Annotated in this window: 14 protein-coding genes; all 14 read right to left on the bottom strand. The window is 31.3% G+C overall.

The window, feature by feature from the left end:
- Positions 1-4: 4 nt before the first annotated feature.
- Positions 5-811, bottom strand: a complete 807-nt coding sequence (locus ABDB96_RS00490) for a site-2 protease family protein (protein ID WP_343251559.1) — start codon at positions 809-811, stop codon at positions 5-7.
- Positions 811-1908 (bottom strand): 1-deoxy-D-xylulose 5-phosphate reductoisomerase, encoded by a 1098-nt coding sequence (locus tag ABDB96_RS00485; RefSeq protein WP_343251558.1) that lies wholly within the window; start codon positions 1906-1908, stop codon positions 811-813. The genes ABDB96_RS00490 and ABDB96_RS00485 overlap by 1 nt, the downstream gene beginning before the upstream one ends.
- A 1-nt stretch (position 1909) precedes the next feature.
- Positions 1910-3256 (bottom strand): phosphatidate cytidylyltransferase, encoded by a 1347-nt coding sequence (locus ABDB96_RS00480; protein WP_343251557.1) that lies wholly within the window; start codon positions 3254-3256, stop codon positions 1910-1912.
- Between the two features lie 327 nt (positions 3257-3583).
- Positions 3584-4135 (bottom strand): ribosome recycling factor, encoded by a 552-nt coding sequence (frr, locus tag ABDB96_RS00475; RefSeq protein WP_343251556.1) that lies wholly within the window; start codon positions 4133-4135, stop codon positions 3584-3586.
- Between the two features lie 20 nt (positions 4136-4155).
- Positions 4156-4884, bottom strand: a complete 729-nt coding sequence (pyrH, locus tag ABDB96_RS00470; protein WP_343251555.1) for a UMP kinase — start codon at positions 4882-4884, stop codon at positions 4156-4158.
- Positions 4885-4887: 3 nt separating this feature from the next.
- Entirely contained in the window at positions 4888-5802 is a 915-nt protein-coding gene (tsf, locus tag ABDB96_RS00465) for a translation elongation factor Ts (RefSeq protein WP_343251554.1), read from the bottom strand.
- 405 nt (positions 5803-6207) lie between these two features.
- On the bottom strand, positions 6208-7200 hold the full coding sequence (gene pta / locus ABDB96_RS00460) for a phosphate acetyltransferase (RefSeq protein WP_343251553.1): 993 nt from the start codon (positions 7198-7200) through the stop codon (positions 6208-6210).
- A 250-nt stretch (positions 7201-7450) separates the two neighbouring features.
- Positions 7451-7879: an OsmC family protein gene (locus ABDB96_RS00455; protein WP_343251552.1), complete on the bottom strand. Its 429-nt coding sequence runs from the start codon at positions 7877-7879 to the stop codon at positions 7451-7453.
- Positions 7880-8111: 232 nt separating this feature from the next.
- Positions 8112-8471, bottom strand: coding sequence for a hypothetical protein (locus tag ABDB96_RS00450; protein ID WP_343251551.1), 360 nt, complete (start codon positions 8469-8471; stop codon positions 8112-8114).
- Between the two features lie 5 nt (positions 8472-8476).
- Positions 8477-9793, bottom strand: coding sequence for a prolipoprotein diacylglyceryl transferase (lgt, locus tag ABDB96_RS00445; protein WP_343251550.1), 1317 nt, complete (start codon positions 9791-9793; stop codon positions 8477-8479).
- Complete coding sequence (hprK, locus tag ABDB96_RS00440; protein WP_343251549.1) at positions 9794-10774, bottom strand: HPr(Ser) kinase/phosphatase; 981 nt, start codon at positions 10772-10774, stop codon at positions 9794-9796.
- Between the two features lie 2 nt (positions 10775-10776).
- Positions 10777-11643 carry an HAD hydrolase family protein gene (locus ABDB96_RS00435; RefSeq protein ID WP_343251548.1) on the bottom strand — a complete coding sequence of 289 codons (867 nt, stop codon included), beginning with the start codon at positions 11641-11643 and terminating at the stop codon, positions 10777-10779.
- A 297-nt stretch (positions 11644-11940) separates the two neighbouring features.
- A complete protein-coding gene (gene glf, locus ABDB96_RS00430) occupies positions 11941-13107 on the bottom strand; it encodes a UDP-galactopyranose mutase (protein WP_343251547.1) in 1167 nt (388 codons plus the stop codon).
- A 188-nt stretch (positions 13108-13295) separates the two neighbouring features.
- Entirely contained in the window at positions 13296-14771 is a 1476-nt protein-coding gene (gene lysS / locus ABDB96_RS00425) for a lysine--tRNA ligase (protein WP_343251546.1), read from the bottom strand.
- Positions 14772-14993: the final 222 nt, after the last annotated feature.

Genomic DNA, 14993 nt, shown 5'->3' with positions numbered 1-14993 from the left:
CCTTTTAAGAATTTGATCTAATTTGATTAATGATCCCACCTAGTGTGACTCAAAAAACTAATATCAATCCCGTTATGGAAAGAATTACTAAAAGTTTTTCTGGTAAGGTTTTTTTGGTAATCTTTTCGTATGATGTTTGCATAATTTTTCAGCCATCTAACGGGGCGATGGGAATTAAGTTAACAATTGCAGTCGAAAAATTAATGGATAACAACCAACTTAATAAAATTAAAGAATTCGGTGGGGATTGAAAAAATGAACCAGGTGCATGTCCACCTCCCCCACCCATCGATCCTTGCATCGGTCACAAACTATACAAAACAAAGGAACGGCCAATTTGAATAAAAATATTTTGTAAAGAACTTAATAAAAAATCATTATTAACAATGCTAATTGCTTGACCAATGCCAAAAAAGAAGGTAAAAAAGATTAAATTAAAAAAAATTCCACCAAATAAATTTAACATTTGTTGCCAGTAGGCAATTTGTTCTAGCAACTTTGTTTTGTGCGGTCGGGCCCGTAAGTAGAAATTATATTTTTTTGCATTTGGTTCGTCTAAATAGGCCTTCCGGATTGACGCACTATCCATTAAAACATATGCACCTAGTGGTAACAAACGCAAGGAAACCTGAATATTGGTTTTTTTGGTAAAAGTTTTAAAAAGGACCGGTCCAAACCCGATGGAAAACTCTTTAACATTAACCCGAAAGATTTTGGCAAAAGTAAAGTGTCCAAATTCATGAATCGTTAAAACAACAATCACGCTAAATATCACAATTAAGATATTTAGAAAAATATTTAATGAATTCACTAGAGGTATTCCTTTCAATGTAATTGTAAATTAATTTGAATTTTGTTTATTAGGCTCATTAAATTCTCGATAGAAGTAATTTTACGGTGCTGGTATTTTCAGTAAAAATTAGTAATTAATCGGGTAATTTGGTAAAAATGAATTGCTCCGCTTTGAAATAATTCTGATGCTAAATCGTTAACCAGATTAAAAACCACACCTCTGGTTGTTTCTGGTTTGTTAATAACATCGTAAGCAATTTTTAATACCGGATAACTGTTTAAATCAATTGCTTCAAGTGTTAAGTTTAAATTATTAATTGGTAATGGGCGAATAATCGATTGTTTGTTTTTGTAACGTTGTAAGCATAAACTTATTGCTAACTTCATGTCGGGATAAGCTGCATGAAATAATCATACATTTGATTTTAATAAAATGCCAGCGTGAATTGTTGATTGTTGTTCGCGGTAGGCTATGATGTTTTTCATTTTAAATAAATGAAAGGCTTCAATTAACTCGAACGCTTTATTAACTAAGGTAGCACTATCAATGCAAATTTTAGGACCCATGGTTCAAACGGGATGATTCATTGCTTGTTTTAACGTTACTGCTTTTAATTGGTCTTGATTATAATTTCAAAATGGTCCGCCACTAGCAGTAATCATCAATTGTTGAATTTGGTTAACTTTTTGCGATTGGATTAATTCATATAACGCACTATGTTCACTGTCAATCGGATAGATTTTGGATTTGGCCTTTTTAGCCATTTGCATAATTCAATATCCACCAATAACCAATGATTCTTTATTGGCTAATCCCAAATCAATTTTATGCCTGATAGCATGCAAACTAATGTTTAACCCAGCAGTGCCAACTACTGCATTAACGATTAAATTTGGTTTGGTTTTTTCAATCAGTTCGCTAAGGTCTTTTACCGTACCAATTGTTGGATCGTGATGACTTAAAAAAAATGGAATGCTAAGCTGTTTCACAATTCGTAAACCTTCATTAATTTGTTTGTTGAAGGTAATTCCGACAATTTCGTGATTTAGCCGTTGGGCCACATCAATCGTTTGCATCCCAATACTTCCTGTTGCCCCACAAATTAATATCTTCACTTTAAATGGCCACCGGATTAACTGTTGAAATGTAAAAATTAGGGTTAAAAAGGGGTCGCTTGGATATGAGCACCATTATTAAAATATAAAGTAGATAAAAGGTAAACAAAGTTGCTGTTGAATCAAAACGGTCCAAAATGCCGCCATGTGATCCTAAGGTATTGCCAAAATCCTTAATTTGATAACACCGTTTAATAAAACTAAATAACAAGTCACCAACAATACAGATCACGCATGAAGCAATTACGATTAATATCGTTGCTAATCACCAATATGTTTGAAAAGTGGTTCCCCCGAAAATGAAAGTGATAACAAAGACATTCGTAATTAAATTATGCTGATCAAAACATTGGGGCGAAACGTTGCGACAAGGACTAACATGGTTAAATTTTGATCAAGAATTCGCTCCATATAAAACAATGATACCAATCACTAAGATTGTGGTGATTACTACCCCATAAATTGCTCCTGCCCAAGTTTTATTTGGGCTAATATGAGGAATCATTTTATAACGTCCGAACCGTTTTCCAAAAAGGTAAGCAAACGTATCAGTGCCAACAGCTATTAAACTAATTAACAATAATGTGGTTCAACCGCGGATGACACTTGCATAAGTCACACTAAACATGGCAAAAACTAACAATAAATGAATCGTTAGCAAACTTAAAATGTAACGTTTGGTTAGCAATTTAAATTTTCATAAAAAAAGCAAGTCAAAAATAATAATTAGTGATAATGAAATAATTATTGAAACAGTAAAGCCAAAGGTGGCAAATGTCCCCCCATCATTCACGTGCATATTTCCAAAATAAAAGTCAAGATTAATATTTCGAGAAGAATCAAGAACACATGATCTATTAGTACAATTAGTAACAAATTGTAAATAACTATTATCACTATCACTGTTAAAAAAGTATAGGGGAACAATGTAGAATAAAGCCGTAAAGAAATAACCAAAAAAAATTGTTAGATACAACGCATACAAAACAATTTTGGAGTTTGCTCGAATTAGGTTCGCGGTTTCCTTAGCAATAAAAAAACTAAAAACGCTGATCATGGAAATTGCAATAAAAGACATTGCAAATCGAATTGATGCGTTTTGATAAGTATCTTGTAATTGATAAAAGGTTGCATGAGAATTGCCAAAATCTCTTAATGGACTAGCAAAAGTTCCATTATCTACGATTGTTGGACTTCATGGCGACCAGCGATTAAAACCATCACCTAACCCACTAAATATTAATATTAGAACCATTCACACGATCAATGCAATAAAAACGGCAACCCGCGATTTTGGTCGCAACATTTTTGTGTTTCAGCGATTTTTTTTCAATGTTGACAATTCCATACATGATCCTAAGCGGTTTCAAAATACTGTAGAAACAAATTATTTGTTAGTCATTTTTTATGAAAATTTATCTAGTTTCAAATACAAATGATTATTTTATGTAACTACTTTAATTTTACTTATAAATTATTAAAACTGCTTTTTTAGTAGATATCATCCAAAGCCATTTAAAACCGTTTTCCTTGATAGGGATTTACAAATTTCAAGTAAACTAACTTTAAATTTCTTTAAATAAATGATGGTTCTATAATTTATTTTCGACTAAATTTTAAGCATCTATTTGTGACTGATAACAAGTGCTATCATAAAGACTTTTAATTAATCATTCTAAACAGTCATTAAGTCTTTTTCTTTAGCAGCCAAAATTTTTTCAATTTCTGCATTGAATTTTTTAACTAATTTTTCAACTTCATTTTCCAAAAACTTAACAAAATCTTCATCAGAATGTTTATCAGACTTAATTTTTTGCAAAGTATCCCGACGGATAATTCGTAATTCCTGCTTGGTCTTTTCGCAAATTTCTTTAGTTTTTTTTACGTAACTTTTTCTTGTTTCTGTAGTCAATTGGGGTAATTTAATGCGAATCTTATCCCCATCAATTGTGGGGTTTAAATTTAAATTTGACTTCGATAGGGCACTTTGAATAAGATTGGTAGTTGATGGATCAAATGGCTTAATCAAAATTTCTCTAGGTTCAGGAATTTGTAATTGAGCCATTTGGTTCAATGGTGTTAATTCACCGTAATATTCAACCCGAATTCCGTCCAATAACTTAACATTAGCTCGTCCGGAGCGAATTTTCCCTAATTCTGTATGTAATCATTCGATTTTTTTATTTGCTTCAGTTTCAAAAAAAGTTTGGTAGTTTTTCAATTCCATGAATGACGACTTCCTTATGATTATTCGGTAATAACAGTACGGCGCATTTTTCCTTCTAATGCGTTTAGCAAACTGTTTTTTGCTTCAATATTGAAAATGATTAATTTAATTTTGTTTTCTTGACACATGGTAAACGAAGTTAAATCCATAATTGTTAGTTTTTCTTGAATCGCTTTTTCGTAAGTTAATTCGCTATAAAACCTAGCGTTTTTATCGATATTTGGATCAGAACTATAAACTCCATCAACCCCTTCTTTACCAACTAAAATCGTTTTTGCTTTGATTTCAATTGCTCTTAGTGCTGCCCCGGTGTCGGTAGTAAAATATGGTGAACCAATTCCGGCTGCAAAAATCACAATGTTATCATTTTCAAATGATTCATCAATGTTATCGACAGTAATTCTTTTCGTTAAGTGTGGGCAATCAATCGCTGACAAAACGCAAGCCTTGACGCCAATTGCATCAAGTTGTGCTTCTAGAACAGATGCATTAATGATGGTCGCTACCATTCCAACATAGTCAGCCCGGCGCTGGTCCATTTTAATTTCTTTGGCAACTTTCCCCCGCCAAATATTCCCCCCACCAACAACAATTCCGATTTGATATTGTGCTGATAAGGTTTTTATCTGTTTGCAAAGTTCCACAACCCGATTTAAATAAAAGGGATTAGTTGAATTTCGATCCTGTAATGAAGCACCACTAATTTTCACTAAAATTCGTGTCTTGCCAGTTTTTAGTTTTCCCGACATAATTTATTTAATTTGTGAATAAACTTCCTGGGCAAAATCAGTAACTTTTTTTTCGACGTTTTCGCCGACTTCAAAGCGAACCATTTTATTGATTGCAAGATTTTTTTCTTTTAAAAAGTCACCAATTTTTTTCGTTGGGTCAATCAAGTAAAGTTGAGAATCCATGCATGATTCTGAAAGTAATTTATTAATGCGTCCTTCGATAATTTTATCTTTCAGTTCGGACTTTTTAGTTGGATCGTTAACTTTTTTTAATTTTTCAGCAACTGATTCATCGCTATTTACCTGTGCCAAAATCACTTCTTTTTCGCTAGTTAACCATGTTGGATCAACATCATTTTTACTAATAAACTTCGGATTACTTGCAGCCACATGCATTGCTAAATGTTTACTTGTAACTGCATCTGTCTCTGATATTACTAGTAAAACACCAATGCGTTTATTAGCGTGTAAGTACTGGCCAATAACTTCGTTAGTTTTAGCATTTACAAAACTAAAGCGTCTTAAAAAGATTTTTTCACCAATCGTTGCAGTTAATTCGGTTTCTTGCTCAAAAACAGTTTTTCCTGACGGCAATTTTGCTGCTTTAATTTCTTCTAAATCTTTAAAACTACCGTTAAAAATTAAAGTAGTTAAATCGCTAACAAAATTAGCAAACTTTTCGTTCTTAGTTACAAAATCAGTTTGTGCATTAACTTCTAAAATTAATCCTTTACTATCAACTACGTGAATTGCTATGATTCCTTCTGCGGCAATACTATCAACTTTTTTGGTTGCTTTAACAATGTTATTTTCTCTTAATCATTTTGCTGCTGCATCCAAATCGTTGTTACAATTATCGAGGGCTTTTTTACAATCCATAAACCCTGCCTGTGTGCGACTTCGTAATTGTTTTATTAATTCGTTTTGATTGATCATTTTTAAACTCTTTATATCGATTTTATTGCATTTAATTTGTTAATTATTATATCAAGAATTAACAAATTAGTTAGGCAAAAAATAATTAGAAAATGCTCCTTCTTTTATCATACATAGTTGTAAACGATCCTTTGTTTCTTAATAATTTTGCGGTTAAAATTGTTTAAAATTCAATGATATAAACTACTAATTGAATCCATTTATGGTTCATAATTGTTACAAAATAAATTGTCAATTTAGTTAAAGCCATTTTTTTATTGTTTTATTACAGGACAATCAATATTATTAAAGTTAGTAGTTTTTTTGAAAATCGTAGTTTGCAAAGACACAATTAAAATATGAAATTTTTGAGGGAAATTTCATATTTTAAGGATGTAGATTTTTATTTAAAACTTTAATAAATTACTAATTAGTAGAATTAGCGATCACTGCTTGCATTCCTGTTACAATTCCAACATCAATAATTTCTTCAATTGAAGCCCCACGTGACAAGTCATTTACTGGTTTAGCTAGTCCTAACAAAATTGGCCCAATTGCTTCATATTGACCTAAACGTTGAGCAATTTTATAACCAATGTTACCGGCATCAATATTTGGAAAGATAAAGACGTTTGCACCCTCTTTTCAGTTTAATTTTGGTGCTTTTTGTTTGCGCACCGCTTCAACATATGCTGAATCAAATTGTATTTCGCCAGCAACATTTACTCCCATAGGTAATGGCTCAGCAGTAACTAAATCATAGGCCTCACGCACCTTATTAACTGATTCACCTTTGCCTGATCCATAAGTTGAATAACTAAGCATGGCACAATTAATTTCTTTAAAGTTTAAAATCTGGCTAGCAAATTTAATCGTATTTTGAGTGATTGCAGCCAGTTCTTCAGGACTAGGGTTTAAATTAATTGCACAATCGCCAAAAATTAAACGCTCTGTCTCTTTGTTCATGATAAAAGCACTCGAAACGATCTTACTGGTCTCATCAGTCTTTAAAATTTGTAAAGCAGGTCTTAAAGTATCTTTCGTTGCGTATTCTTTTCCACAAACTTCCCCGTCAACTTCGCCAAGTTTGACCAAAAGTGGTGCTAAAACGTTAGGATTTTTTACTTCTTCTAAAGCTTGCGGCAGACTCATTCCCTTACTTTTTCGTAATTCATGTAGTACTTTAGCATACTTAAGTAAATCTAAGGTGCTAACGATTAAGCGGGGAATATTTGGCGGCAAAGTCGCTGGAATTTCAGTTTTATTTCGAAACATTAAAACCGGTTTAATTATCTTTTCTTCTGTTAATTTAATTGCTGCTTTCTGAACAAATGCAGATCATCCTTCAACAAAAACAATTTTGGGAATTATTTTTGACTCTTTGATTTTTTTCTTTAAACTTTCGATAATAACACTCATTAATGTCTCCTTGGCAATAAAGTCTACAAAATGATGGTTTCACAACCAACTTGTTATATATAATAAAAGAAAAAAATATTTTTTTCACTTTAATGATGAATTAGATGATCTGCTAGAGACAAGGACCTGATATTCTTCGGGAAATTTCGAAATGAATGATAAAAAAACTAATAGAAATTTTTTGAAAGTCCTATTAGTTTGGTTTTAATTTAGCAAATTATTTTTGATAATTTTAAATAATGAAAATTTATTAATGAATGGTTTTACCATTAACTTTTAAAAACAAGATATCGTTACCAAAAATCTTGGAAACCGGGCAAGTATCGTGGGTTTTTTTCATTAACTCACCAATTACTGCTTCATCCACGCCACCTGGTGTATTAATCTCTACACCCGAAGCAAGAACGTATCCTTTTCCCGGAACTATTTGTAATTCAACAGTAGTTTTAATTACAGCCTCTTTTAAAACTACATTCTTCGATTTTGCATTATGTGCCAGTGTTAAAGAAAAGCAGTAAGCATGAGCAGCTGCTAATAATTGCTCAGGATTTTGGTTTAGAATCTTTTGGCCTTTTTCTGTTTCATCCTTTTGGGGTTTGGTAAATTTACCTTCAAATGTTTCGACAACGCCTTCGGTGCCAACTAATGATTGTGCTGATACTTCGTATATTTTATTCATAAATAATTCTCCGTAAATTTTATTTTTGTTATCTTTTGCATGAATAATATAATAAAAAGGTCATTAATATCGTAATTTTGCTAAACGATCCATAAATATTTCTTAATAAAGTCAATAAATTGGATCATGACTTGAAAATTGATTGATTTATTAATGTTTAAAAATTATTAGATGAGTAATAAAAAATACTTACTCTTTACTAACAAATTTAAAGGTTTAAAATCCCGTGTTTTTAGTAAAGACCCAAACCACGCGTAATTAGTAATCCACCAATCAAAATGATAATACTTCACATGATTAAAGTAGCATATAAAAATGGTTTTTTTTCGTAATATTTTTTAATTAAAAGCAGGTATTTGCTTTTTTGTTTTTTATCTTTTTGATCTTGCTTTATCGCATCATTATTTTCAGGTAGTTTTTCATTAGGCTTTGATTCTTCTTTGAAATCATTTTTATTTACTTCAGTTGGATAAGAATTGTTAGGTGGATTTTCGTTGCTGTTTGTCTGCGAATTAATTTCAGAAGTTTTCGATGTTGAAAATCAATGAAAAATTTTCAAAATTCTTAAGAAAATAAACTGTTTAATATACATAGTGATTATTTGCTCATTGTTTCTAAATTATTTTTTGTAGCAGAACTAGCAACCGACTGATTTTCATCATTTTCTTTTAAATTCGAAAAGTTTATTTTATCGGTGACTTCATAAGGCTTTTGAACAATATTGTCATTGAAATAATACATTTCATAAAAATTACGAACGAAATGATTTCGGGATTTTTTTCATTCACGGGCGTGTTCAATAATAACTTTTTGCAAATGTTTGGGAACGCTCTTTTTTTGTTTAAAAAAATAAAAAACACCAACAAATCATCCGATTGTATTTACTCACATAAAGTAAATTACCCGATATTTACGAATGCGTGGAAATAACAAATACACCAAGCATAAAAAGATGATGCCAAATACTAAAAAAACTGATGAAGTAACGATGGATGTTTGAAATTTGAAAGTTTGATCCCGAAAAATTTCAATCACCAAGCGTACAATTCCAGTTCATGCAAAAAAGAACGCAGCGTTAGTACCAGCCCGATAACCCCGAATGAATTCAAGAACGTAGTACATAATCAAAAAACCAATTACGTTCATGAATGACTCAATTAAAAAAATTGGGATCCGAAAACTAACGGCTCCGTTGCCTTCAGCAGGATTGCCGATTCACATGTTTTCCCATACTTTAGGAAATAAAGTTTTTAGCCATCCCCACTGCGTAAATGCTGGTCCTTGGGAATCAACTGTAATTGAATTACTTCCTAATCCAGCAGTTAGTACTGATTGTACTGCTTCGCCGTAAACTTCATGGTTAAAAAAATTACCCCAACGTCCTAAAGCCTGGCCAATTAAAATTGCTGGTAATATTGTGTCCGCTAATACCCACATGCTAATTTTTCTTGGATTAATTTCTGAGATTATAATCCCATTTCTGATCACCGCATCACTTGTATGCACGTAATATTTTACTTTTCTTAAGATGTAACTAAATCAAATAACTCCTGATAAAGTTGTGAAAATAATACCACCTTGAATTGCTAGACCGCCACTTCGGAAATCAAAAAAAGCATTTCTGCCAATTTTGAGATCACCAATTACAAATGATCATGCTCTTGACCCTAATAAAATTACGGGAATCGCGATAAAAATAAAAATGTAAAAAGGTGTATCATCAATCTTGTAAAATGTTCGTAACTTAACAATAATAAAAACAATCGCCATCAGAATGCCAAGAGCATAGAAAAGGCCATACCAACGAATATCAAAACCCGAAATAGAAAAAGCCGTACCAAACGGTTCAGCCATATTTCCTGGGCCAACGCCTCCCGAATAGCCCGGGGTAATGTTTAAAGTTGTCTCATTCATTTATTTACTCCCTTCATTATTTTTGTAATCACGAACCTGATTTACAGGATTTGTAACTATTTCTTCTTTTTTTGTGTGACTTCTTGTTGTTCCAATAAAATCAGATGCTGAATTATAGCCTTGCAATTTTAATTTTAAATCAATCACCACGCTTTCTAGCAAGTCACTAACTTTGCGACCAGGTGATACAGGCAAAAGATAATAAGGAATTCGAATCCCTTTTATCACCTTATATTTTAAATCAGCACCTAATCTTTCAAAGTCATAACGCTTATTGGTAATGTTCACGATTTCCACAACAACAGTGATTCTTGTTGAGTCTTTGATTTTTTCAATACCAAACATTTTTGTAATGTTTAAAATGCCTAAACCACGTACTTCAATAAAATTTTTAGCAATTGCATTCGCTTTGCCTAAAACGGTTCCGCCTAGCATGGTAATGTCGACAGCATCATCGGCAATAAACAAGTGATTTTTTTTAATCATTTCCATGGCAATTTCCGATTTACCAATGCCTGATTCACCAAGAATTAAAACACCTTCACCAAAAACTTCAATTAAAACCCCATGAATGGTTTCGTATGCTGCTAGTTGCTCAGATATATAAAATCCAATTGAAGAATTAATGTCGCTTGAAAACATTGTACTTAATAAAATTGGAACTTGATAGTTTTGGTTGGCTTCGATCAAAGAATCAATATCTTTAAATGATTGGGTCAAAATAATGGTTGGAGGATTTAAATCTAAAATTTGCTTTAAACGGTGCTTTCTTTCCGTTTTGTTTAACGAAGACAGGTAGAGCTGTTCGCGATTGCCAAAAATAATAACACTTTTGATTTGGTTATCTAGGAAAAAACCCGATAATTCAAAGCCTGCACGGCTTAAACCCGGCTTTTTTATTTCGTTACTTAAATTATTTTTTCCATCAATTAATTTACATGATAATTCAAATTTTTGTAAAACATGTGCGACAGTAAGCATTATTAATTTCCTTTAAGTTTTAAAAAATAGTTTTCGAAAATTGAACTAAAGCGCCTGTGATTTTTTGTTGTTCCGACATAAGTTGATGCGTCAATTAACCTTTGTGGCGAGCCACAGATTGCCGCTTTAAAAGTGACCTCTTTAAACATTGCTAGATCGTTTCCAGAATCACCAATGGCACACCGTGACAAAACGGGAATTTGCTCACGATTGCAAATAAAATTAACAGCTGTGCCCTTATTAATGCCATGTGCTGTTATTTCGATTAATCGGTTGTTAGCACGAATTAATTCGACCTGGTCAAGATCATGTTTTGTAAAATTTTTCATAAAATGATCAAGGCGTTTTGAAAAAAACATCATGACGTTGATTTTAAAATAGTTGTTATTAATATAACCCTTTAAGTAATGCATATCCTTTCACCGCAACATTTGGATAATGTGCCCTAGAGGGTGTCTACCAACCATGCATGGAGCTCCCTTATAAGGTTCTTGTGGATAACCCCAAAAGAAAACTTTATGCTTACGACAAGAATGTCAGATTTTTTCAGCCATCTTATCAAGAACAAGATGCTTATCTAAAAGTGTATATCCCTCTGATTCTTCGACTTTATAAACGACACTTCCATTAAAACATGCCAAATAAGTAATGGTTGTTTTACCAAGTTGCTTGTTAACCAATTCGACATATTTTTTTGCTGAAGTAAATGAACGTCCCGTAATAAATGCCAAAACTGCCTTAGGGTATAAATTTTTAAATTTTTTTAATGTTTCAAAAGATTGATGAGCGATTTTTTTACAAGGTGTTAATAACGTGCCATCTAAATCGATACCTAAAAAAATTTTTTGATCGGGATTTAATGTCTTCATGTTGATGTTGTGTTCTTTGTTTTTATCAATTTAATTATTAACAAAATTTAGGATTTTTGGTAAATATGAGTTTATTTCAAAAATTAGATCTTTTATTATAAATTTTATTTTAATTTTCATTGTAAAAAGCCATTTAGCAAAACTGTTTTTACTAACAAAATAATCAAAGGAATTGATTAAGTTTTTTTCATTTTTCTTAAAAGAAATTTGACGATTATTCATATATTTTTACTAAAAATCTAAATTAAATAGTGTTAGAAAATTGTTAGAAATGATAGTTCTTACATTAAAAAAAGATTATTTTGAATTGTTGTTATGAATTTGTTCAAAAAGATTCATTGCACTATTAATTGCAGCATCCATGTCATAATACTTATATTCTGCTAATCTTCCTAGCAAGTAAAAATTTTTAATATTTTTTAAAGCTTTTTTATACTGTTGATAATGTTGTATATTTTCAGGTTTATTAATTGGATAATAGGGGACATTATATAAGGGATCATTTGGATTATATGCCCCTGGATATTCACTAGAAATGATTGTTTTATTAATTTTTTGCATTGTTAATTGGGTATATTCTGTATCCCTAGTTTTTGTGTGATGAGATGGGTCATTAACTACAGCAAATGGCAAGACTTTACTTTCATCATAAGTTTCAAAAACAAAACGTAGACTTCGATAAGGTAAATAACCAAATTTTTGGTTTAAACACGCTTCAATTGGTCCACAATAGATCACAATATTTTCTAGTTTTTTGTTATTTCACCATAGATGTTCTTGCTTAATTTCTAAATGTTCAAAAATATCACAATTTAATTTAACTGAAATGTTTTTGTGCTCTAAGATCTTTTGAATCATTCTGGTATAACCGTCTACTGGCAAACCTTGTAATTTCGTATCTAAAAAATAGTTTTCGCTGTCTCCTAAAGTAATTTTTACGCGTTCAACCACACTGGGATCAATTGCTTCAAGAGGTGTTCCTCACATTTTTGCAGTATATGGAGCATAGATATTTTCAAAAAGTCATTTTGTTAATTGATTTAAAGTTTGAAAATGCTTAATTTTACAAAGATCTAATAAAGATATTTTTTTTTGATCTGGATAGTGACTTTTTAAAAACCTGCATAACTTTCCCCCATTTTTTGGCGATAAAATTTTTTTTATTTGGCAAAAATTGATTGGCAATTGGTACATTTGCGAATTTACTATTACTCCCACTTTGTGAACGTAATTGTTAAACTTCGTAAATCTTTTTACAAAAGTCATTACAGGTTCTTTGTCAGTATGAAAAATATGGGGTCCATAACGATGAAACAAAATTCCATCCTCATTTTTTAAATCGTAACAATTGCCACCAATGTGATTTTGCTTTTCATATACTTCCACACGGTAATTTTGCTCAGCAAATAGTCTAGCAATCGTTGCTCCGGAAATTCCCGCCCCTGCAATTATTACTTTTTTCACGATATATTAAACATCTTTCAAATTATATTATGCATGGTTTAGTTGATGGATATGCGAATTTTAAGGTAATAGTTGTTAAAATCTTGCTAAAAATTTTATCCATGGATTTTATTTGGAAATAAAATTTGGTATGTAACAACTTAATCTTACAAGAGGCAATATTTATTTGTAAAGGAATTAATTAAGTGTTATTTTAATGATTTCATTTGCGGAAATAGCAAAACATCACGAATTGAATTTTTTTCACAAAATAACATGACTAAACGGTCAATCCCAATGCCTAATCCTCCTGTTGGTGGAAGTCCGTACTCCAACGATTCTAGAAAATCATCATCGATTTCCACGGCTTCGTTATTTCCTTGTTGCTTTTCACGAATTTGTGCTTCGAAGCGTTGGCGTTGATCAATCGGATCATTTAATTCGCTAAAAGCATTAGCAAATTCTTTGCCATTTATAAATAGTTCAAAACGTTCGGTAAATCTTGTATCTTGATAATTTAATTTCGAAAGTGGTGATACTTCAACAGGATACTCAACAACAAAAGTTGGTTGGATTAATTGATCTTCACAATATTTTTCAAAAAATAAATTAATGATGTGCCCGTATGAAGTTTGGTGATTTTCAAAATGAATTTGGTGTTTTTTAGCAATAGCGATGGCCTGCTCGTCATTTGTAACCGTTTTAAAATCAATGCCGGTCGCTTCTTTAATTAATTCCACCATACTAATTTCTTTAAAAGGTTTTTGTAGATCAATTACCTGGTTTTTAATTGTTATTTGTTGTTTGTTAATTTTTTGGGCAATAAATTTGATTAAACTTTCAGTTAACTCCATTACCGTTTGGATGTTGCCGTAAGCGATGTATAATTCAATGCTAGTAAATTCAGGATTATGAGTTGAATCCATACCTTCATTCCGAAAAATTCGACCAATTTCATAAACTTTTTCAAAGCCGCCAACGATTAATTTTTTTAAAGCAATTTCTGTTGCTACTCGTAAATAAAAATCTTGTTTTAACACATTGTATTTAGTGATAAAAGGTTTCGCATTTGCCCCGCCTAAAATTGGTTGTAACACAGGCGTTTCAACTTCATAAAAATCTTGTAAGTCCAAGTAAGTACGTATTAAACTAATAATTCGTGTTCTTAGTTTAAACACTTCCATGGATTCTTGGTTATACACTAAATCTAGATATCGTTTCCGCGCACGTTCTTCAACATCGGTGATCCCGTGATATTTTTCTGGTGGCGTTTTTAGTGATTTACTAACAATGATTAATTTATTAACGTTTAAAGTTAATTCGTTTGTATTTGTTTTCATTGGATTCCCTTCAACATGAACAATATCGCCTAAATCTAAAAAATTATCGAAATAATCGAAGATTTCTGGTTGTTTAGTTTTGTTTAAATAAAGTTGAGTTCTTCCAAAAAAATCTTGAAGAATCATAAACGTCCGACGGATGCCAACAATTCTTCCGGCTAAAACAATTTGAGTAGTTAAGTTATTCAATTCTTCTTTGGCAAAATGATCAAACTCTTTTTTAAAAGTAAGACTATTATGGGTGCGATCAATCTTTGTTACTTCATAAGGATTTTTATTAATTTTTTGTAATGCTTTGAGTTTATTAAAACGAACTTGTTCTTGATCGTTGAGTTTTTGATCCATATATTTTGTGTCCCCTGTATGTTTTTAGCCAAAAAAGTTATAAAATGTTATTTTTATTATTTTAGCAATATTTTGCGCAATCATAATTATCGAAAATCAGATAGATTATCTTAATGTCTTTTTAATTTAAATTTCAAAACGAATCTCTTGTTAAATTTTATTGATAAATAGTTAACAAAATTTTGCTTGCATTTTGCGGACACGCTAATTATCTTTTTTAAA

This window comes from Mycoplasma amphoriforme A39, from assembly GCA_000723365.1.
Taxonomy (GTDB): Bacteria; Bacillota_I; Bacilli_A; order Mycoplasmatales; family Mycoplasmoidaceae; genus Mycoplasmoides; species Mycoplasmoides amphoriforme.
The sequence above is the reverse complement of the archived record's forward strand: the minus strand, read 5'-3'. Positions and strand labels throughout refer to the sequence as shown.